The sequence below is a fragment of the Pedobacter sp. R-06 genome, from assembly GCF_049913135.1.
Taxonomy (GTDB): Bacteria; Bacteroidota; Bacteroidia; order Sphingobacteriales; family Sphingobacteriaceae; genus Pedobacter.
Genome location: NZ_CP183977.1, coordinates 821915 through 840606, shown reverse-complemented (window position 1 = coordinate 840606; position 18692 = coordinate 821915). Strand labels below are relative to the sequence as shown.

The 18692-nt window shown below is 38.2% G+C and carries 19 protein-coding genes; 11 read left to right on the top strand and 8 right to left on the bottom strand.

Annotated features, from left to right (window positions below; all coding sequences use genetic code 11):
* Positions 1-28 precede the first annotated feature (28 nt).
* A complete protein-coding gene (locus tag ACN9MR_RS03555; protein ID WP_426328265.1) occupies positions 29-793 on the top strand; it encodes an SDR family NAD(P)-dependent oxidoreductase in 765 nt (254 codons plus the stop codon).
* A gap of 219 nt (positions 794-1012) precedes the next feature.
* Here ACN9MR_RS03555 and ACN9MR_RS03550 read toward each other — a convergent pair whose 3' ends face one another.
* Complete coding sequence (locus ACN9MR_RS03550; RefSeq protein ID WP_426328264.1) at positions 1013-2221, bottom strand: NlpC/P60 family protein; 1209 nt, start codon at positions 2219-2221, stop codon at positions 1013-1015.
* 136 nt (positions 2222-2357) lie between these two features.
* On the opposite strand from ACN9MR_RS03550, the gene ACN9MR_RS03545 reads away from it, so the two are divergent.
* The 6 genes from ACN9MR_RS03545 (at position 2358) to ACN9MR_RS03520 (ending at position 8403) form a co-directional block, all read left to right on the top strand.
* Positions 2358-3047 carry a CAP domain-containing protein gene (locus tag ACN9MR_RS03545; protein ID WP_426328263.1) on the top strand — a complete coding sequence of 230 codons (690 nt, stop codon included), beginning with the start codon at positions 2358-2360 and terminating at the stop codon, positions 3045-3047.
* Between the two features lie 226 nt (positions 3048-3273).
* Complete coding sequence (locus tag ACN9MR_RS03540; protein WP_426328262.1) at positions 3274-3786, top strand: GtrA family protein; 513 nt, start codon at positions 3274-3276, stop codon at positions 3784-3786.
* Positions 3787-4677: 891 nt separating this feature from the next.
* Positions 4678-6459, top strand: a complete 1782-nt coding sequence (locus tag ACN9MR_RS03535; RefSeq protein ID WP_426328261.1) for an aromatic amino acid hydroxylase — start codon at positions 4678-4680, stop codon at positions 6457-6459.
* A 154-nt stretch (positions 6460-6613) separates the two neighbouring features.
* On the top strand, positions 6614-7315 hold the full coding sequence (locus tag ACN9MR_RS03530) for an SDR family oxidoreductase (protein WP_426328260.1): 702 nt from the start codon (positions 6614-6616) through the stop codon (positions 7313-7315).
* A 51-nt stretch (positions 7316-7366) separates the two neighbouring features.
* Positions 7367-7741: a DUF4870 domain-containing protein gene (locus ACN9MR_RS03525; RefSeq protein ID WP_215125812.1), complete on the top strand. Its 375-nt coding sequence runs from the start codon at positions 7367-7369 to the stop codon at positions 7739-7741.
* A 116-nt stretch (positions 7742-7857) separates the two neighbouring features.
* Positions 7858-8403: a C40 family peptidase gene (locus ACN9MR_RS03520; RefSeq protein ID WP_426328259.1), complete on the top strand. Its 546-nt coding sequence runs from the start codon at positions 7858-7860 to the stop codon at positions 8401-8403.
* 1 nt (position 8404) lies between these two features.
* Here the strand turns inward: ACN9MR_RS03520 and ACN9MR_RS03515 are convergent, their stop codons facing one another.
* The 5 genes from ACN9MR_RS03515 to ACN9MR_RS03495 all read right to left on the bottom strand — a co-directional run bounded on the left by ACN9MR_RS03515 (position 8405) and on the right by ACN9MR_RS03495 (position 12145).
* Positions 8405-9010 carry a YdeI/OmpD-associated family protein gene (locus ACN9MR_RS03515; protein ID WP_426328258.1) on the bottom strand — a complete coding sequence of 202 codons (606 nt, stop codon included), beginning with the start codon at positions 9008-9010 and terminating at the stop codon, positions 8405-8407.
* Positions 9011-9035: 25 nt separating this feature from the next.
* The gene (locus ACN9MR_RS03510) at positions 9036-9923 is read right to left on the bottom strand and encodes a flavin reductase family protein (RefSeq protein ID WP_426328257.1); all 888 of its coding nucleotides are present in this window, start codon (positions 9921-9923) and stop codon (positions 9036-9038) included.
* 153 nt (positions 9924-10076) lie between these two features.
* Positions 10077-10475: a four helix bundle protein gene (locus ACN9MR_RS03505; protein ID WP_426328256.1), complete on the bottom strand. Its 399-nt coding sequence runs from the start codon at positions 10473-10475 to the stop codon at positions 10077-10079.
* Between the two features lie 148 nt (positions 10476-10623).
* Positions 10624-11622, bottom strand: coding sequence for a fumarylacetoacetate hydrolase family protein (locus ACN9MR_RS03500; RefSeq protein WP_426328255.1), 999 nt, complete (start codon positions 11620-11622; stop codon positions 10624-10626).
* Between the two features lie 67 nt (positions 11623-11689).
* Positions 11690-12145, bottom strand: a complete 456-nt coding sequence (locus tag ACN9MR_RS03495) for a hypothetical protein (RefSeq protein ID WP_426328254.1) — start codon at positions 12143-12145, stop codon at positions 11690-11692.
* 280 nt (positions 12146-12425) lie between these two features.
* Between ACN9MR_RS03495 and ACN9MR_RS03490 the strand changes: the two genes are divergently transcribed.
* The 3 genes from ACN9MR_RS03490 to ACN9MR_RS03480 all read left to right on the top strand — a co-directional run bounded on the left by ACN9MR_RS03490 (position 12426) and on the right by ACN9MR_RS03480 (position 15437).
* Positions 12426-13592 carry a homogentisate 1,2-dioxygenase gene (locus ACN9MR_RS03490; protein WP_426328253.1) on the top strand — a complete coding sequence of 389 codons (1167 nt, stop codon included), beginning with the start codon at positions 12426-12428 and terminating at the stop codon, positions 13590-13592.
* A gap of 111 nt (positions 13593-13703) precedes the next feature.
* Positions 13704-14834: a 4-hydroxyphenylpyruvate dioxygenase gene (gene hppD / locus ACN9MR_RS03485; RefSeq protein WP_426328252.1), complete on the top strand. Its 1131-nt coding sequence runs from the start codon at positions 13704-13706 to the stop codon at positions 14832-14834.
* A 132-nt stretch (positions 14835-14966) separates the two neighbouring features.
* Complete coding sequence (locus tag ACN9MR_RS03480) at positions 14967-15437, top strand: hypothetical protein (protein ID WP_426328251.1); 471 nt, start codon at positions 14967-14969, stop codon at positions 15435-15437.
* Positions 15438-15501: 64 nt separating this feature from the next.
* Here ACN9MR_RS03480 and ACN9MR_RS03475 read toward each other — a convergent pair whose 3' ends face one another.
* Positions 15502-17238, bottom strand: a complete 1737-nt coding sequence (locus tag ACN9MR_RS03475; protein WP_426328250.1) for a thiamine pyrophosphate-dependent enzyme — start codon at positions 17236-17238, stop codon at positions 15502-15504.
* A 412-nt stretch (positions 17239-17650) separates the two neighbouring features.
* Here ACN9MR_RS03475 and ACN9MR_RS03470 point away from each other — a divergent pair, with 412 nt between their 5' ends.
* Positions 17651-18103 carry a hypothetical protein gene (locus ACN9MR_RS03470; RefSeq protein WP_426328249.1) on the top strand — a complete coding sequence of 151 codons (453 nt, stop codon included), beginning with the start codon at positions 17651-17653 and terminating at the stop codon, positions 18101-18103.
* Between the two features lie 68 nt (positions 18104-18171).
* On the opposite strand, the gene ACN9MR_RS03465 is transcribed toward ACN9MR_RS03470, so the two are convergent.
* Complete coding sequence (locus tag ACN9MR_RS03465; protein ID WP_426328248.1) at positions 18172-18690, bottom strand: DsbA family protein; 519 nt, start codon at positions 18688-18690, stop codon at positions 18172-18174.
* Positions 18691-18692: the final 2 nt, after the last annotated feature.

Sequence of the window (18692 nt, the reverse complement as noted above, 5' to 3'; positions counted from 1 at the left end):
CTAACTTTGTTTAACAAATTAAAAGAAAATGGAAACACAAAATAAAATCGCCCTGGTAACCGGCGGCAGCCGCGGATTAGGAAAAAATGCTGCTTTAAAAATTGCAGCAAAAGGAATTGGTGTAATTGTTACCTACCAATCTAAAAAAGAAGAAGCAGAAGCTACCGTTAATGAAATAAAACAACTTGGTGTACAGGCAGCAGCGCTACAGCTAAACGTAGCCGACACCAAAACTTTCGATGCTTTTTTCGTAGCAGTTAAAGCTGTATTAAAATCTGTTTTTAATGCCGAAAAATTCGATTTTCTCATCAATAATGCAGGAATCGGCATTCATGCATCTTTTGCCGAAACTACCGAAGAACAATTTGATACTTTGGTAAACATCCACTATAAAGGAGCTTTCTTTTTAACCCAAAAGGCTTTACCGTTATTAAATGATGGCAGTGGGATTATTAATCTTTCTACTGGTTTGGCACGTTTTGCCACCCCTGGCTATGCAGCTTATGCCTCAATGAAAGGTGCAATGGAAACCTTAACAAAATACCAGGCCAAAGAATTAGGCGCGAGGGGAATTAGAGCTAACATTGTTGCACCGGGAGCCATAGAAACCGATTTTGGTGGCGGCGTTGTGCGCGATAACGATCAAGTAAACGCTGGAATCGCCTTGAATACAGCCTTAGGCCGAGTTGGTTTGCCAGATGATATTGGTGGCGTGGTGGCCTTTTTATGTACTGAAGATGCCAGATGGATTAATGCACAACGCATTGAAGCATCAGGTGGTATGTTTTTGTAGCCTCCCCCTGTTTAAGTCTGTAACCACCGCTTCTGTTTCAGCTTGAGGTTTATCATAAATATAGATTTGTCATCGTGTCCATAGGACTCCTACGGAGAGCTTGTCGAAGGGCCTGTTAAATACTCATTAAGGTGTTTCGACAGGCTCAACATGACATCATCTGGCGTGAAATCGTCTTTATGATACAATTTCATGAATAGCACTGCTTCAACCCGACCGTTAATAAGGTGAGGTTCCATACCAGGTATGTCGACCAACCCTTGTAATTTCGGACGTACCAATCTGGTTCAGAAAACGTTTAGCACTAACCAGGGTTTTACTTTCACGTTCATCAAAATTGGCAGCATCGGGTTTTAAACTGTTAATCCTAACCATCCCAGCTGACTGAATAAACTCGCCATCGCCCATATAAATAGCAGTATGTGTTATTCTTCCTCCAGATGTTCCTTTCGATTTTGCCGCGGCAAAAAACAATAGATCTCCAGCTTTTAAATTTTTAAGGCATTTAGTGAGGCTAATCGAATCTCCTTCTAAAACAGGTATATCTTCTCCAACCAAAGCTTGTTGCGAGGCATCTCTCGGAATAATGATTCCATTCAGGAAATAGCTTGTTTTGGTAAAACCACTACAATCTACCCCTTTGATAGATGTACCACCCCAAAGATAGGGCACGCCAATTAATGTTTTTGCTGTAGCCAAAATAGCCTCCGCATCTGGATTAGGTTTTTTCAACCAATTCGAAAACAGTTGGGCATCGGTTTTCTTAATATAGCCCTTCCTTTTATCGGGAAAAATAACTTGATAATAAGCTTTTTCTTCGCCAATTAATACTAAGATATTGCCATTTACTAAATCGGAAACGCGGGAAGAGTTCATATCTGCTTTGCTAAAAGCATGACCAAAATCGGAAGTAAAAATAATTCTTTTCGATTTTTTCCATTCCTCAAAAGCGGCTTTATCCATTACACTTACTGCGGTAGCATCAGTCCATGACAGGTAACCATCGGGTGTGCGCACCAGATAATAGCCACCTTGTTTCTTTAATACTTGTACGGGTGTGCCCAAAATCATCTGCGTCATCATTTCTGCCGCATTTTGAGGGGCTGCCCTATTGTTACATACCGAAAGATTGGCTAACCCGTATTCCATCCCTGCCAGTTTGTTTGAAGGAAGAAGTGTATTTATTTTAACGAAGCCTTTAAAATCTTTGATTTGGTTATCTAGGGCCTCGAGCACTTGCGCCGAGGTACTCTCTGCAAAAACAGTATCTCCTTTAAACTGAATATTAAAATAAACAGACCGTTTATCTGGGGCAAATTCTTTCTTTATCTGATTCGAAACTGTTCTAATTGCTGCCGTATCAACCTGCGCTTTTAAGGAAACCGCAAAATTTAATAAACAGCCTAATATTAATATTCTTTTCATCATCGTTTTCTAAAACTAAAATTACGAATATTCATATTGCCTAGTTAGGTAAAGGCTGTAACTAATTGCTTACGCCGTATTATTTTTAACAGACGAGAAATAAAAAAAATTAAAAGACGTTATCCATGAAAATCATCCTATGTTTAAAATACTTCTACCTACCCTTTTTCTCTTAATTTTTTCCTGCCAGGCTAATGCTCAAAAATGGACTGATGCCGAATTCCGCAAAGCCAATACCGCAGCAAATGCTTCTTATTTAAGTAACGAAGAAAAAAACATTGTGATGTATATGAACCTGATCCGCATTGATGGCGAAAAGTTTTATTATACGTTTTTAGAGGACTACATCAATAACTACAATGCTAAAGTACGGAAGTATAGAAATTACAATGAACTCCGTATTACCAGAAACAATTCTTACTACACTTCTTTACTTAAACATTTGCGTGGCGTAAAAAATCTGCAGATGTTTTATCCTGACGATAAATTAACATCGTTAAGCCGCAGCCATGCACAGGATTTAAACAGGAATAATCTCGATACGCACGAAAGCAGTAACGGAGATAAATTTTCGAAACGATTATCCAGGTATTTCCCAAACAAGGCCATGAGCGAAAATATCGATTTCGGTTACTCGAACAGTTTAGATATTGTTTGCCATTTGTTATTAGATTGCGGCGTACCTTCGCTTGGCCACCGTTTTAATTTACTCGATCAAAAATACAAACTCAATACTGTTGGCGTAAGCATACAGCCCCACCCCTCTTATACCTGGTGCGCAGTAATCGATTTTGTGGCGCAACCTATGTATTACACCAATAACGAGTAATTGCATAAATGATCTTATTACCGTGGCAATAAAAATTTAATTGTAAATTGCGCCCAAAAATAACGGTTGCACGACAAATTGAATATTTCAAGGCCACTACGTTTTGTTGAACTCGTTTCAGCATCTTTATGCCAAGAAAGATCCTGATCCCGAGGTTTGGGACAGGATGACGACCGCTTATGCAATTTGGTGTATGCCCAATAATAACAACGAACAGTTTTAAGTAATGCGCAAAATAATTTTAGCCGTAATAGATTTTTTTTACCCCCCTTTTAAAAAATTCATTTCCCTACATAATTTCAGATATATGGCCACTGGTGGCGGTACTTTGCTGTTGGGAATTTTAAGTTATTATTTTGCTTACTTTTTCATCTTTAAAACCGAAGAAGTAGATTTTGGGATAATTGTACTTCAGAGAGAAACCGCATCGCTGTTGATCGATTATGCCATTGCCATCCCAACCAGTTTTTTGCTCAACAAATACATCATATTTACACATAGCGAATTAAAGGGCAGGGTTCAGCTTTTTAGATTTTTAAACCTCCAGTTTATTAACATACTGGCCAATTATGTTTTATTGAAGTTTTTGCTGGAACTTTTAAGAGATTATCCAACTTTAGCGATGCTCTCGAGAATATTGGTATCGGTTTTAATGGCACTTTTCAGTTACCTCTATCAACATTACTTTACGTTTAGCGTCAAAAAAATCGGAGAAAAAAAAGGAAAGAAAAATCCCTAATTTAGTTTAGCCGCATAAGTTTTTTTTGCCACTAAAACACTGAAGTCACAGAATTAATCATAGTTAGCTAGCTAAAAAAGAAGCAATTATAATCTTAATTTGTACCTAAACGGGGTAGAAATGATATCCTTTTGCGGTTTGCCTGAAAGTTAATTTATTTGTATAAATCAATAGTTGATATAGTTTTAAGAGAATAAATAGCCTCAAGGTATCGTCATTGCGAGAAGGCTTTTTCAGCCGACGAAGCAATCTTTATGGCAAAGACGATTAGCATGAAAGATTGCTTCGTCGTTCCTCCTCGCAATGACGCCTTTTCTTTGGATCTGTCGATGATATCGGTTTGAATTTTTCAAATACAATGGAAGGCTAATGACAGATTCGCAACTGATAAACATAAAAATCTTATTATCAAATTAATAAAACATCTATAAATGATAGCAGAGACGGAGAGCAGTAATTTTTGAAAAGCAGTCCACAGCCTTTTCGGTTTCTACAATCCCGCCTTTGCTTCAAGTCCTCACTCGTGCCTCATTCCGGGCTTTACGCGCCAGTCGGGTTTAGGTGGACAATAAGCTGCTGCTATTTTCGTTTCGCAGCGAAATGCCTAAAAAACCAGGTTCATCAGCACAAGCCATTGTAACTAAACGGGATGGAAGTGATATCCTTTTGCTGTTTGCCTGAGCGGAGTCGAAGGGCGGCAAAAGATATAGCGTACAGCCCGACAGAACCCCGCCGATGAAATACGATAGCACCTTTTCTAACGATTAATCCATCATTTCAGCCACCTAAAACCTTTATTACTTTTGCCTGTTAATTTATCCAACCACTTTCTTGATAAGATAAAAACAACATCATAACTTAGCTGCCGACCAACTTATTTTCAGATTAACCATGAGCCATTTTAATGATTTTAATAATGCGCAGGTAGCAAAATTGCCCAATCATTTAAAGCAATTTATTGTTGACCAGAATTACGAAAAATACACACCGATCGATCAAGCAGTATGGCGTTACGTGATGCGTCAGAATTATAGTTACCTTAAAAATGTTGCTTACTACCCTTACATAAAAGGCTTACAACGAGCGGGCTTAAGTATCGAACACATTCCCGACCTGCAAACGATGAACGACAATCTGGGCAAGATTGGTTGGGGCGCTGTAACCGTTGACGGCTTTATTCCGCCAGCCGCTTTTATGGAATATCAGGCCTACCGTGTACTGGTAATTGCTGCCGATATCCGCCAGATTAATCACATTGAATATACGCCTGCACCAGATATTATACACGAAAGTGCTGGCCACGCGCCTATTATTGCCGATACGGATTACAATAATTATTTAAGTTATTTTGGTTCAATTGGTGCAAAAGCCATGTTTTCAGCGAAAGATTTTGAGCTTTATGAGGCCATCAGGAAACTATCTATTTTGAAGGAAGCCCTAGATGCCGATGAGTTTCAGATTGCCAAGGCAGAAAAGGAATTGCGTTATATTAGTGAGAATATGGGCGAACCTTCTGAAATGGCTTTGCTTGGTCGCTTACACTGGTGGACAGTTGAGTATGGTTTGATTGGCACTTTAGAAAACCCCAAAATTTATGGTGCTGGCTTGCTTTCTTCTATCGGTGAAAGTGCAACCTGTATGCAAAATGATGTGGAGAAACTTTGGTACAACATTGACACAATTAACTATGCTTACGATATTACCAAACCTCAGCCACAGCTTTTTGTAACCGAAACATTCCAAAATCTGATTGATGTTTTGGAAACTTTTGCCAATACCATGGCATTTAGAAAAGGTGGAACAGAAAGTATTATGAAAGCAATTGCCTGTAAAAATGTAGCCACAGCTGTTTATAGCTCGGGTTTACAGGTAAGCGGTGTGTTTACCGACATTGGTGTGGGCGTAAAAGATGAAGTAACCTTTATTAAAACCACGGGTGCATCGGCATTGGCTTTTAACGGAAAACAATTGAATGGCCATGGGAAAGATTACCATGCAGATGGTTTTTCGTCTCCTGTGGGTAAGTTAAAAGATGCTGAAAAAGCATTGGAAGATTATAACATAGCTGAATTACAGGCTATAGGGATAATTACTGGTGAAAAAGCTGAACTTTTATTTGAAAGTGGCATTAAAGTAATTGGTGTAGTTAGAGATATTATTATTCAAAACGACAAGCTCCTTTTAATTGCCTTTAAAGATTGTACGGTTACAGAAAGCAATGGAAATACTTTGTTTAAGCCCGAATGGGGCATTTATGATATGGCCATAGGTGAAAAGATCGTTTCAGTTTTTAATGGGGCTGCAGATAAAGATGCTTACGAAGAGATTACGTTAATTAGTAACGAGAAAACACATCAGATTACTTATGATGATAAGACTTTAAAACTGCACGATTTATACCATACGGTTAGAGAGATTAGGGAAAGTGGCGAAGGTTTAGATAAGCTTGCCGAAATTTTCGCACAACTAAAATCGAACCATAGGCAGGATTGGCTTTGTGCATTGGAAATTCTGGAGATTATTTACCATAAAAAGATTTATCATCAGTTGGAAAAGGAAATTCAGGTTTATCTGGAAATCAAAGCTGGCAGGGAGCTTGATCATACTAAATTGATCAGCGATGGTTTACATGTAATTAAAAACCCGGTAAGCCAGTTGATTACGGAGGATTGATCCATGCCTTTAATTTTATTAATTTTACGATATATTTAATGCAAATAGATACTGAAATAAATTACCTTCGGTGAGCTCGCTTAAGGCTCGGTTTGCTTCAGGTAGGCATGACGAACTTATCTCTTAAATACCCAACAATTTTTAACTTTTTTTAATGAACATTATAATTACAGGTGCAAGTAGCGGAATCGGTTTCGAAACTGCTTTAGAGTTTAGCTTACAGAAAGAGAACAAAATTGTAGCCATTGCCCGATCTGCAGATAAGCTTCGTAAACTCTTAGAAATTGCTAAAGGTATTAATCCCGACTGTACACTTTTACCAGTAGAATTCGACATCGTAAATGATGATTACGCTGCATTAGTTCCATTTTTAAAGGAACGATTAGGATCTGTTGATATCCTGATTAACAATGCTGGGGCTTTAATTAATAAACCTTTTTTAGAAACTACTGAAATTGATCTGGGCGAAATGTTGCAGAGCAATGTGATTTCGCATTTCAGGATGATCCAAAGCATTTTGCCCTTAATGCAAGCTGGAAGCCACATTGTAAACATCGGTAGTATGGGTGGTTTTCAAGGGAGCGTTAAATTCCCAGGGCTTTCGGCCTACTCGGCGAGTAAAGCAGCGCTGCACACCTTAACTGAATGTTTGGCGTTCGAGTTGGCTGAAACAGGAATCAAGATCAATTGTCTTGCATTAGGATCGGCACAGACTGAAATGCTGGAAGCAGCTTTCCCTGGCTATCAAAGCCCGGTTATGGCCTTCGAAATGGGGAAATATGTTACCGATTTTGCTAAAACCGGACATAAATTCTTTAATGGAAAGATTTTACCTGTTGCTGTTACCACGCCATAATATCCGTATTATTTAGTAATTTACGTGCTAAATCGAAAAACTAAAAAACCTATGGAAACAAACTCACCTTTTAAAACAGCCGATAATGGAAAAAATGCAGCAATAGTAAGCTACTTTTGGTTTATTGGCTGGTTAATTGCCTATTTCGCCATGTATAAAGATAATCAAACCGAATTGAGCAGATATCATTTAAAACAAACGCTGCTGTTCCACCTGGCATCAACCGTTCTGAGCTGGGGTTTAAGCTTATTTTTAATCCCTTTAATTTTTGCAACCGGCTTTTTAGATGCTGTTTATATACTCCGGATTGTTCAAATTGGATTATTCGTATTGTGGATTATCGGATTAATTGCTGCAATCCAGGGAGAAAAAAAACCTATTCCATTAATTGGTGAAAGAGCACAATCTATGTTCCCAAGTATTTAATCGAAAACAAATATTTTAATCAGAAGTCCAGGCAAATTGTTTGGACTTTTTTATTTGCACTCATTTTCAACATTTTAATCGACTTTGGATATTTTTTATATCTTTGGTTCCTACATATGAAGAAAATAATAGTCCCGATTGCGTTTTTCATTTTGTCTGCCACGGCAGGAAAAGCCCAAACCATCATCCCGGCTCAATACCAGGAGTTAGTTAAAAAGCTAGTTGCCAGCCTCCCTAAAGAGGACAAATCATCAAGCAATTCCTCAGCTAAGCAATCAGAAAGTTTAATCGAATTTGCTAAAAGCATGTTAGGCATCCCCTATCGTTATGCAACAAGTAACCCTAAAGTTGGTTTCGATTGCTCTGGTTTTGTAAGTTATGTATTCAGTAATTTTGGTTTTAAGGTTCCACGCTCTTCACGCGAGTTTAGCTATGCGGGTAAAGAAACCAGCTTGGAAAACGCAAAAGTAGGCGACGTGTTGATTTTTACAGGCAGTAATTCAAGAATAAGAAGAATAGGCCATGTTGGGATTGTTTATTCTATTGATGAAAACGGGATCAAGTTCATCCATGCCTCTTCGGGTAAAGCGCATCAGGTCACCATTACGGATCTTGATGGTCATTATAAGGCCCGTTTCATGAAAATTGTAAGTATTATATAACTTACTTTTTATATTTCCACATTCTTGTTTTCCCTTCTGCGAGCCACTCCAGTGCGGTATCCAATCGTTTTTGTTTAGTTGCCTCTGTTTTTGCTTCCTCAAGCCACATTACATACTCCTTTTTATTGGATAAGCTAAAGTTCTGAAATACAGCTAACGCTTTAGGATCATCTTTTAATGCTTCAATAAAATATTCGGGAATAATCAGCTCTTTCTGCGCTGTAGATTTTGGTTTTGCAGGCAACTTTACATTATCCTCATTTAATTTAATTGCCTGTTGTATGTAGGCAATCAGGATCTCATCCGAGGGTAAATCTTCCAAAGATGTTATTTTTCCTAACAAACCCATCGCTTCAGAATGTTCTTTAAAAATGCCGTACTCATCTTGCATTAATGATCCTTTCCAAAAGCCAAAGGCACAGTGGTGTTTAAAAGATGCCATATGACAAACCGTACCTTTGAAATCAAAAAATGGCATGCTCCACTTCATTTTTTCTTCAATCCGTGCATCAGCTTTGTGAACCAGATTCCTTAAATGATCTAAAATAGGAATCGCGAATGCTGCCGAATTAATGATGTACTGATCTACCTGAACAATTGTATGCATAGCTTAAAAAATTAACTTAATAAATTTAAAGTAAAACAACCTTTAAAGCAAGTTCTACCGCTCCGCTATGAAGAAACTTTTTGGCCAGTTCGTGCAGCTCTCTTTCTCGATTGGTTATATCACCTATGGTTGCATCGAGCACTTCTTTTACTTCTGCGTGGGTACTAATCAGGTCGATTTCTTCGTTGCTCGGCAAATGTTCAACGTTTCCCAGCATTCCCAGGTCATTTCCGGATAATACTTTAGAAAAACGTACCGAATGTGGTAACCGGTCTACACCGATACCCAATTTAGCGAGGGGTTTAGCTACTTTAAATAAATTGTCGTTCGTAACCCTACAGTACCAATCGCCACCTAAACGCGCCACAAGATCGATTTTATGCTGATCAATCCTACCATTTTCATCTAAAATAGCTTCATTAATATGGATTACTTTTATTTCAGCCAGCACGAGGTTTCCTGCACCATGATGATCGCCTAATGAAATCACCTCATTTACAACACATTCAAACTGCACGGGTGCTTCGGCAACTCTTGGTGGCCGGACCAGATCAGATTTCAACATTTTAAATCCCGCTTTCTCGAACTCGTTTACACCTTTGGCATATTCGGTACTGGCCAGACTCATTTGCTGCACCATATCATAGTTTACAATATTGATGACGCATTCTTTAACCTGCAGTACATTTTCAAGGCTATGTTTGGTGGTATTATCACGCACCCTTCTTGACGGGGAAAAAATACAGGTAGGCGGATTTGTACTAAACATATTAAAGAAACTGAAGGGGCTTAAATTAATATTCCCTTCGGCATCGATAGTTGAAGCAAAGCAGATCGGCCGCGGAGCGATGGCGTATTGCAAATAATTTTGCAGATCTACAGGGGTTAAATCGGAGGTGTTTAAAGTTAGCACAGGTTGATAGGTTAAAATGTTGGAAAGTTGAAATGTTGGAAAGTTTCGAGTGCGCATAGAAAACTGTCTAATATAAAACTTAAAAGTTGGAAAGTTTGGGTACAAAATAGAGCGATCTGTTCAGGTTGGAAAGTTCTAGGTGCAGAGTAAAAATTATGTTCCCTTTTTCAAAGCTTTCTTTTTCTTTTCGAAATCCCTTAAGTAATCAATGAATCTTTTTGTTTTGGATGAAAATTCGATGCATTTTTCATAAAGAAGTTTATAATCTGCTGTAGAGAGTTTTTTAGCTTCTTCTAATATTATAATTTTGTTCCTAAACTCTCCAGATGAACCTTTTGCATAAACTAAAAAGCGAATAAAATCTGGATTGTTGTTATATTCAAATCCTTCCGCAACATTATCAGACATTGACATTGCTGCTCTTCTAAATTGATCTTTTAACCCAAAATCAGATTTCATTGGTTCTAAATCAGACATCCGGTAGGCTTCAACACCAACTTGTTTAGCTAGTTGCCAAATTTCTAAATCTTCAAATTTCTCTACTTTTGCCATTATCAAAATTGTATAAGTGAAAATATTAAAATATTATTGGTTTTACACCCAGAACATCTCAACTTTCCAACTTATTGTAATTAACGCATAATCGATATACGCCCAGAACATTTCAACTTTCCAACTTTGAACTTTACAACAGTTTACTTTACAATTTCTTCAGCGCCAAAATCGAAAAATCGGTATCTGCTTTAGTAATCGTATTGGTTAAAGCCCCAAGTCCAGTAATTTCCATTTCCACAACATCACCTGGCTGTAACCACTGTACTTTATAGTTTGGATCGTTAAGCAAACCAGTCCCGTTTAATTCTAAGAAACATCCCGTACCTACTGTTCCTGAACCAATAACATCCCCAGGAAGGATATCTACACCGTAAGCACAACGTTCTATAATTTCAGCAAAAGTCCAGTCCATATCAGCGGCATTTCCTTTCGAAACTTCAATGCCATTTACCCTGCAGGTCATTTTAAGATCGTAAGCATTACCAACATGCCCTTCTTTAGGCGCAACTTTATATTGCAATAATTCATCAGGCGTTACCAGCCATGGGCCAATTACCGTAGAAAAATCTTTTCCTTTTGCAGGGCCTAAATTCAACAACATCTCTTCCATCTGCAAGGTACGGGCACTCATATCGTTCATTACCATATAACCGGCAATGTATTCGTCAGCCTCAGCAGCTTTAATATTTCTACCTTTTTTACCAATAACAATCGCAACCTCTAATTCGAAATCGAGTTTGTCAAAATGATCTGGCATACATTCAATTTCTCCAGTACCTTGAATAGCGTTGTGATTGGTGAAATAAAAGATTGGATATTCATCAAATTGAGGGATCATATCAACCTTTCTATTTCTACGTGCCGCCGCAACATGCTGTCTGAAAGCGTATCCATCGCGACAACTGGTAGGATGTGGAACAGGCGCCAAAATCTCGTAAAAAATTTCTTCTTTAGCAGCTAAACTACCATCTTTTATCTGATCGTCTATCCTTTTTGCTCTTTCCATTAACACTTCACCACCTTGCAAAAACGCACTCATATTATCTGGGAGCAATTTATCGCAACTATTTAAGTTATAAATATGCCCGTTGATAAATATACCTAGATGTTCTTGGTCTTCGGTTTTATAAGATACTAGTTTCATATATGATTTGGTTAAATACGCGGTAAAGCTAAGAAATTAGGCCATTCAAAATAAAACTTAAGCGTTATTATTTTAATACGGTATATTTCTGAAGGTTTGATTTAATTAAAGGAAAATCTTTTGCCTGAAGTGCTTTATAATGTTTTTTATTGGAGAGTAACCCACCAAGTAATATCCCACCAGATACGCCAACAGGTACACCCGCAGCAATAAGCACTACCGACTCGACCAATTTATCACTTTTGGCAGCCAATACAAAAAATGTTAAACCTCCGGCAATGGCAAGCGGTGCGGCTATCCCTTTACGGTGAATGTATAATGCACTGATACTGTCGGCACTTAATTTTATGGTGTCCTTCCGGTTTCTGATAATTGTTAAACCATCATCGGCCGCAGCGTAAAAAGAACCCCTTGTTGCTTTTCCACTTCGGTCTATAACCCTAATGGTGTACTTGGCATTTTGTTGCGCAAAAGCGGTATAGCTCAAGGCTAAAAAAAACAAACATGTAAAAATAAATTTCATCGGGATGATTATATAGTAAGTAATTAAAGGTAATTAAAATTTCAACTTTTAAATAAAATACTTACCTTAGTGCCATTAAAACCATGATCTTAAAAGCATTACATATTAATCTAGTAAACGACGCTATTGCGGCCCGTCGCTATAAGATGCTATCCAAGCTGATCATGGCTCAATATTCTCTGTAATTTTATCCCCCTTTCTTTTTTAATTGAAACGCATTACCGTTTTGATTGTTAATTCATTAGGATTTTTTCTTTTCTAACCATAACATCATTTAATTATGCCTATTTATCATAAATTGGGGCAGATTCCAGCTAAACGACACACGGTTTTTCGTAAACCTGATGGAAATCTTTACGCCGAAGAATTGGTATCAACCGAAGGTTTTTCGAGTTTATATTCATTGGTTTATCATTGTCACCCACCAACAATTGTAAAAAATTTAGGGGAAGCGTACAGTGTTGAGCCAAAAATTGCTAGGGAAAAACACCTGAAACATACGAGTTTAATCGGTTTCAATATTAAACCCGAAGATGATTTTCTAAAAAGCAGAAAAGCCGTCTTGGTGAATAGCGATCTACACATCGTTTTGGCAGCGCCCAGAAAATCGATGACCGATTATTTCTACAAAAACAGCCAGGCCGACGAGATGATCTTTGTACACGAAGGCTCTGGAAAGCTGAAAACAGGATTTGGAGAAATTAAGTTTGCTTATGGCGATTATCTGATCATCCCGAGGGGAACCATTTACCAAATGGAGTTTGATACGGAACAAAATAGGCTGTTCATTGTAGAAAGTTTTAGTCCGTTAAGACCACCAAAAAGATATTTAAATCAGTTTGGACAGTTAATGGAGCACGCGCCTTACTGTGAGCGTGATTTAAGATTACCCGAAAACCTGCAAACCTTTGATGAATACGGCGATTTTAAAGTACTGATAAAAAAACAAGGGTTAATTTATCCATATACGTATGGTACACATCCTTTTGATTATGTAGGCTGGGACGGTTATCATTATCCATATGCTTTCTCTATCCACGATTTTGAGCCAATAACAGGCCGTTTGCATCAACCACCTCCAGTTCACCAAACTTTCGAAGGACACAATTTTGTGGTTTGTTCTTTTGTTCCACGTAAATACGATTATCACCCTGATTCTATTCCTGCTCCCTACAACCATAGCAATGTAGATAGCGATGAAGTGCTTTATTACGTAGATGGTGATTTTATGAGCCGTAAGAGTGTAGTTAAGGGACAGATTACCTTACACCCCGGGGGTATTCCACACGGCCCACACCCGGGTACCGTAGAAAAATCGATCGGAAAAGAAAAAACCGATGAACTCGCGGTAATGATTGATCCTTTTAAACCTTTAATGCTTACACAGGATGCCCTGGATATTGAGGACGAAAATTACCATAAAAGCTGGCAGATTAACGTAGAGTAAAGGTAGGATACTTAAGATTTCTGGATTATAGGATTTAAGATTTTTAAAGTAACACACATCGTTAACCGATTTAGACAATTAAGCGGTTAACCATTTAAAATAATAACAAAAATGGAAACACAAACATTCGCAGAAAAAATATCAAAAGCACCAGATTTTCTGCCTATTAACGGAACAGATTATATAGAATTTTATGTAGGTAATGCTAAACAAGCGGCTCACTACTACAAAACTGCATTTGGGTTTCAAAGCCTGGCTTATGCCGGACCAGAAACTGGCGTACGTGATCGTTCATCGTATGTATTGCAACAGGGTAAAATCAGGTTGATCTTAACTACAGCATTAAAATCGGATCATCCAATAGCAGAGCATGTAAAAAAACATGGCGACGGGGTAAAAGTATTGGCCCTTTGGGTAGATGATGCCTATAGTGCTTTCGAAGAAACCACAAAACGTGGTGCGAAACCCTATATGGCTCCTCAAACTTTAACGGATGAAAACGGAGAGCTTAAGATGAGTGGCATTTATACTTATGGCGAAACCGTACACATGTTTATTGAGCGTAAAAATTATAACGGACCCTTTATGCCGGGTTACCGTGTATGGGAAAGCGATTATCAACCTGCAGATGCTGGTCTGTTATACATCGATCATTGCGTAGGTAATGTAGGTTGGAATCGCATGAATGAAGCCGTACAATGGTACGAAGACGTAATGGGCTTCGTAAATATCTTATCTTTTGATGATAAACAGATTAATACCGAATATTCTGCCTTGATGAGTAAGGTAATGAGTAATGGAAATGGCTATTCGAAATTCCCGATTAATGAACCTGCTGAGGGTAAAAAGAAATCGCAGATTGAAGAATACCTCGAATATTATGAGGGCGAAGGTGTTCAGCACATTGCTGTTGCCACTAAAGATATTGTTAAAACGGTTAAAGAACTGAAAGCACGTGGCGTTGAATTTTTAAGTGCACCACCAGAAGCCTATTACGACATGATGCCACAACGCGTAGGCAAAATTGATGAAGAAATAGCATTGCTAGAAAGTCTTGGTATTTTAGTCGATTGTGATGAAGAAGGATATTTGTTGCAGATTTTCACTAAACCGGTTGAAGACCGCCCTACCCTTTTCTTCGAAATTATTCAGCGTAAAGGTGCGCAAAGCTTTGGCGCGGGTAACTTTAAAGCCTTATTTGAATCGTTGGAACGTGAACAGGAATTGAGGGGGAATTTATAGTGTCACCAACAACATAAATTAAGGGCAATCAGTAAATCTGGTTGCCCTTTTTATTTACTCATTTTTCGGTATGTGTTTAATCAAATAATTGTTTAAATTTAGATACACACAAATATTTAAACCTTAAGAATTATGAAAACACAACTAATGCTGGTCTTATTACTGGCTGGATCAGTCGGCGGCTTCGCGCAACCAAAAGCAGAAATTGTAAAAACCATCAATCAATTGCTGGCGAAAGCAATTGGCGGAACCGATATTACCTTACATAATGGCAAGGAAACTAAATTTAAAATTACAGCAAATTCATTCTCTATTGATGAAGAAATGAATTTCGGGGTTTTCACCATCGGAAAAACCTTTTCCAGTTCAGATCATGCCAGAATAGAAAGCTCCAATAAATCGCAGATACAGCATTGGAAAGGATTTAAGGTTAGTCCTGAACAGAATAGTACAACCCTTAAATCAATTTATCCTGTTTTCGAAAAGCGTGAAGATGAGCCTGATAATGATAAAAATGGAATTAAATATTATTGTTTAGCTGGTGATGAAGATAAATTGATAACGGCATTAACACAATTGCAAGGACTTTATAAGAAAAAATAGTTAAGTAATATTTAAAATAGCTCGTCATTCCCAAATAAGTTGGGAATGACGAAACTTTTCTAGACTACAACACTTCTCCCAAATGTTTATAATTCGATTTTATTGTATCCATAACCTCGCTCATTTTTCCACCCAGCATTAACTTGGCCATCGATTCTGTCATGCCTTTTATTTGCGCCCATTCTATTTTTGGAGGCATTGCTAAAGCATTTGGATTGGTCATGATATTCAATAGGACAGGGCCGGTTTCACTAAGTGCATGGCCTATCGCTGCTTCTACTTCTTCCGGTTTAGCAACCGTTATTCCTTTAAAACCCATCGCCTGGGCTACCAATGCAAAATCAGGGTTAATCATATCTGTTTCATTATCGGGCAAGCCATCAACTTCCATTTCCAACTTAACCATTCCTAAAGCCCTGTTGTTAAAAACAATCAATTTTATAGGCAGGTTATATTGCTTAATGGTGGCCAGATCGCCTAAGAGCATTGATAAACCACCATCGCCGCAAAGGGCAATTACCTGTTTTTCTGGATGCGCCAGGGCAGCTCCTATGGCCATGGGCATAGCGTTTGCCATGGAGCCATGATTAAAAGAACCGAGCATTTTACGTTCACCTGTTCCATCAATAAAACGTGCTCCCCAAACACAGCACATACCAGTATCAACGGTAAAGATAGCATCACGTGCAGCTAATCTATTAAGGGTTTCGGCAACAAATTCAGGCTGGATTTTATTTTCTTCTCCCTGATCGTTTACATAAACCTGTTGTCTTTCTTTAACCTTTTGATAGAACTCGAGTTGGGTTTTCAGAAAGTTTTCATCTTTCTTCTCTTCTAAAAGTGGTAATAATGCTTTAATCGAATCAGTTATATTGCCACATAAACCCATGGTTAGTTTTGCTCTCCTTCCCAGCCGTTCCGGTCTCTCATCGATCTGAATAATTTTGTTTTTTTCGGGCATAAAATTTACATATGGAAAATCTGTTCCCAACAACAGTACTACATCAGCTTCGTGCATGGCATGGTAACCAGATGGCTGACCTAAAAGACCCGTCATGCCAACTTCGTAAGGATTATCATATTGGATGCCCATCTTACCACGGAACGAAAATCCAACGGGTGCTTTTAATTTAGCCGCAAGTGCAACTACTTCATCATGTGCTTCGGCTGCCCCTATTCCACAATAGAGCATAATTTTCTTTTGACTGTTCAGTAGTGCTGCCAACCCCTGTAGTTCCAGATCGGAAGGGCGGATAACAGGTTTATTATTAAAAAACTGCATGGAAGTTACACTTTCTATGGCATCCATTTGGGCTACATCGCCAGGCAAGCCAAAAACGGAAACACCTTTTTTATGAATGGCATGCTGAATAGCAGTTTGAAACATTCTCGGTGCCTGCTCAGCAGTAGTAGCAACCTGATTATAGTAGCTACAATCATCAAATAATTTAATAGTATTGGTTTCCTGAAAAAATTCCATTCCGAATTCACCTGTTGGGATAGTTGAAGCAATGGCAATTACCGGAACATGAGAGCGGTGCGCATCATAAAGCCCATTAATCAAATGCACATGGCCCGGACCACAACTTCCGGCACAACAGGCTATTCCATCAAGTTCAGCTTCTGCTGCTGCCGCAAAGGCGCCAACTTCTTCATTGCGAACGTGGATCCACTTGATTTTGCCGTTTCGCCTTACCGCATCGTTAAAATAATTTAAACTGTCTCCAGTAACGGCGTAAACTCTTTTTACACCAACTTCAACCAGCATTTCAACCAGTTGTTCTGCCACATTTTTACTCATGAAAGTATTTTTTAATCAGGATTGTTCATTGTTACCTTATAAATAGATGAAGCACTTATATTGTTTTGAATAACAGATAGAAAATAAGCCAATCTGACTTACTGAAGACTTTCGTCGGAGCGGTTGTAACAGAAGTATCGCAATATGGAATGGATGAAGTTTCTTCACTAAAACTTCATAATTGAAGTGCACCTTTGATATAACAAAACACGAAGCGATTTCAATTTTGTTAAATTCTAAAAACTCATAATTAGTTTTTTAGTTTTCCGGTTACCCTTATCTGATACCTCATGTATTGCAAAATACATGAGGTTTTTTTATTCAAAATTCCGTACCATGAGGGCGTAAATTATGCAGGTTTATTTAAAAAAAAGCAATAACTTACGGTTATTGAACCACAGCAACTCAAATTATGCTTACTAAAGAACTAGGAATATTAATTATTATCTGTTGTGGAGCTTTAAAAATGCCATTTCAGGAAATAAGCAAACAGGTAAAGCAGGGTAAAATTACGACTTTTCAAAAACCTGAATCATCAAAATCAATGTTAAATGATACCATCAACAGGCGAAATACCGTGTACGTGAAAGAAGTCAAATATACACACAATAGCGATTCAGTTACATTTGCCAAAATCACGATTAAAAACACAACCAAACAAGTAATAACGGATATTTCTTTTTGTCTCGATGGTAATGTGGCTAAAGGCTGCAATAAAGCATATAATATAAAGCAGAAGTTAATCCTAAAACCTAATCAATCAGTCACCATTTCTCAGCGTTTAGTTCCAGGTGATTGTGAATTCCATATCGTTAAAGACCTGATTATAAAATATAATATAAACGTTAACTTCACGCTCGACTAAATAGGCCTTCCCCACAAGTTGTGCCGTATGGTACAGAAGAGTCGGCTTTACATCTTGTGTCCTCTCTCTTATTCGGCGCTTTCTTTAAGCATCTGGTACAAATCAGTTGCGCCTCCGTCAAACTTGGTTCCATTTACATAAAATGAAGGCGTTCCGTTTACACCACTCCGTACACCGCTGTCAAAATCATCTTCTATTTTTCGTTTGATCTCTTCCGAAGTGCTGTCTTGCTGGAACTGCTCCAGGTCTAAACCAATCGTTTCGGCCAATTCGTCGAACAGCTCACCATTTAAGCGGTATTGATTTTCGTACAATGCATCGTGCATTTCCCAAAATTTACCTTGTAAACCTGCCGCTTCTGCAGCAATGGCTGCCGGAAAAGCAAACTCATGCGCATTTGCCAAAGGAAAATGACGGAAGATAAATTTGATCTGATGGCCGAATGTTTCTTCAATTTCCTTCATAATCGGGTAGGCATTACCGCAATATGGGCATTGATAATCACCAAATTCGACAATGGTTACACTCGCCGAATCATCACCTTGAATATGATCTTGACTATTTATTTCAGGTTTTAAAGTACTCATAA

Bases quoted from the DNA above. Each gene is read 5' to 3' on its own strand.
- ACN9MR_RS03555 (WP_426328265.1), top strand. From the start codon at position 29: ATGGAAACACAAAATAAAATCGCCCTGGTAACCGGCGGCAGCCGCGGA.
- ACN9MR_RS03550 (WP_426328264.1), bottom strand. From the start codon at position 2,221: ATGATGAAAAGAATATTAATATTAGGCTGTTTATTAAATTTTGCGGTT.
- ACN9MR_RS03545 (WP_426328263.1), top strand. From the start codon at position 2,358: ATGTTTAAAATACTTCTACCTACCCTTTTTCTCTTAATTTTTTCCTGC.
- ACN9MR_RS03540 (WP_426328262.1), top strand. From the start codon at position 3,274: ATGCGCAAAATAATTTTAGCCGTAATAGATTTTTTTTACCCCCCTTTT.
- ACN9MR_RS03535 (WP_426328261.1), top strand. From the start codon at position 4,678: ATGAGCCATTTTAATGATTTTAATAATGCGCAGGTAGCAAAATTGCCC.
- ACN9MR_RS03530 (WP_426328260.1), top strand. From the start codon at position 6,614: ATGAACATTATAATTACAGGTGCAAGTAGCGGAATCGGTTTCGAAACT.
- ACN9MR_RS03525 (WP_215125812.1), top strand. From the start codon at position 7,367: ATGGAAACAAACTCACCTTTTAAAACAGCCGATAATGGAAAAAATGCA.
- ACN9MR_RS03520 (WP_426328259.1), top strand. From the start codon at position 7,858: ATGAAGAAAATAATAGTCCCGATTGCGTTTTTCATTTTGTCTGCCACG.
- ACN9MR_RS03515 (WP_426328258.1), bottom strand. From the start codon at position 9,010: ATGCATACAATTGTTCAGGTAGATCAGTACATCATTAATTCGGCAGCA.
- ACN9MR_RS03505 (WP_426328256.1), bottom strand. From the start codon at position 10,475: ATGGCAAAAGTAGAGAAATTTGAAGATTTAGAAATTTGGCAACTAGCT.
- ACN9MR_RS03500 (WP_426328255.1), bottom strand. From the start codon at position 11,622: ATGAAACTAGTATCTTATAAAACCGAAGACCAAGAACATCTAGGTATA.
- ACN9MR_RS03495 (WP_426328254.1), bottom strand. From the start codon at position 12,145: ATGAAATTTATTTTTACATGTTTGTTTTTTTTAGCCTTGAGCTATACC.
- ACN9MR_RS03490 (WP_426328253.1), top strand. From the start codon at position 12,426: ATGCCTATTTATCATAAATTGGGGCAGATTCCAGCTAAACGACACACG.
- hppD (WP_426328252.1), top strand. From the start codon at position 13,704: ATGGAAACACAAACATTCGCAGAAAAAATATCAAAAGCACCAGATTTT.
- ACN9MR_RS03480 (WP_426328251.1), top strand. From the start codon at position 14,967: ATGAAAACACAACTAATGCTGGTCTTATTACTGGCTGGATCAGTCGGC.
- ACN9MR_RS03475 (WP_426328250.1), bottom strand. From the start codon at position 17,238: ATGAGTAAAAATGTGGCAGAACAACTGGTTGAAATGCTGGTTGAAGTT.
- ACN9MR_RS03470 (WP_426328249.1), top strand. From the start codon at position 17,651: ATGCTTACTAAAGAACTAGGAATATTAATTATTATCTGTTGTGGAGCT.
- ACN9MR_RS03465 (WP_426328248.1), bottom strand. From the start codon at position 18,690: ATGAGTACTTTAAAACCTGAAATAAATAGTCAAGATCATATTCAAGGT.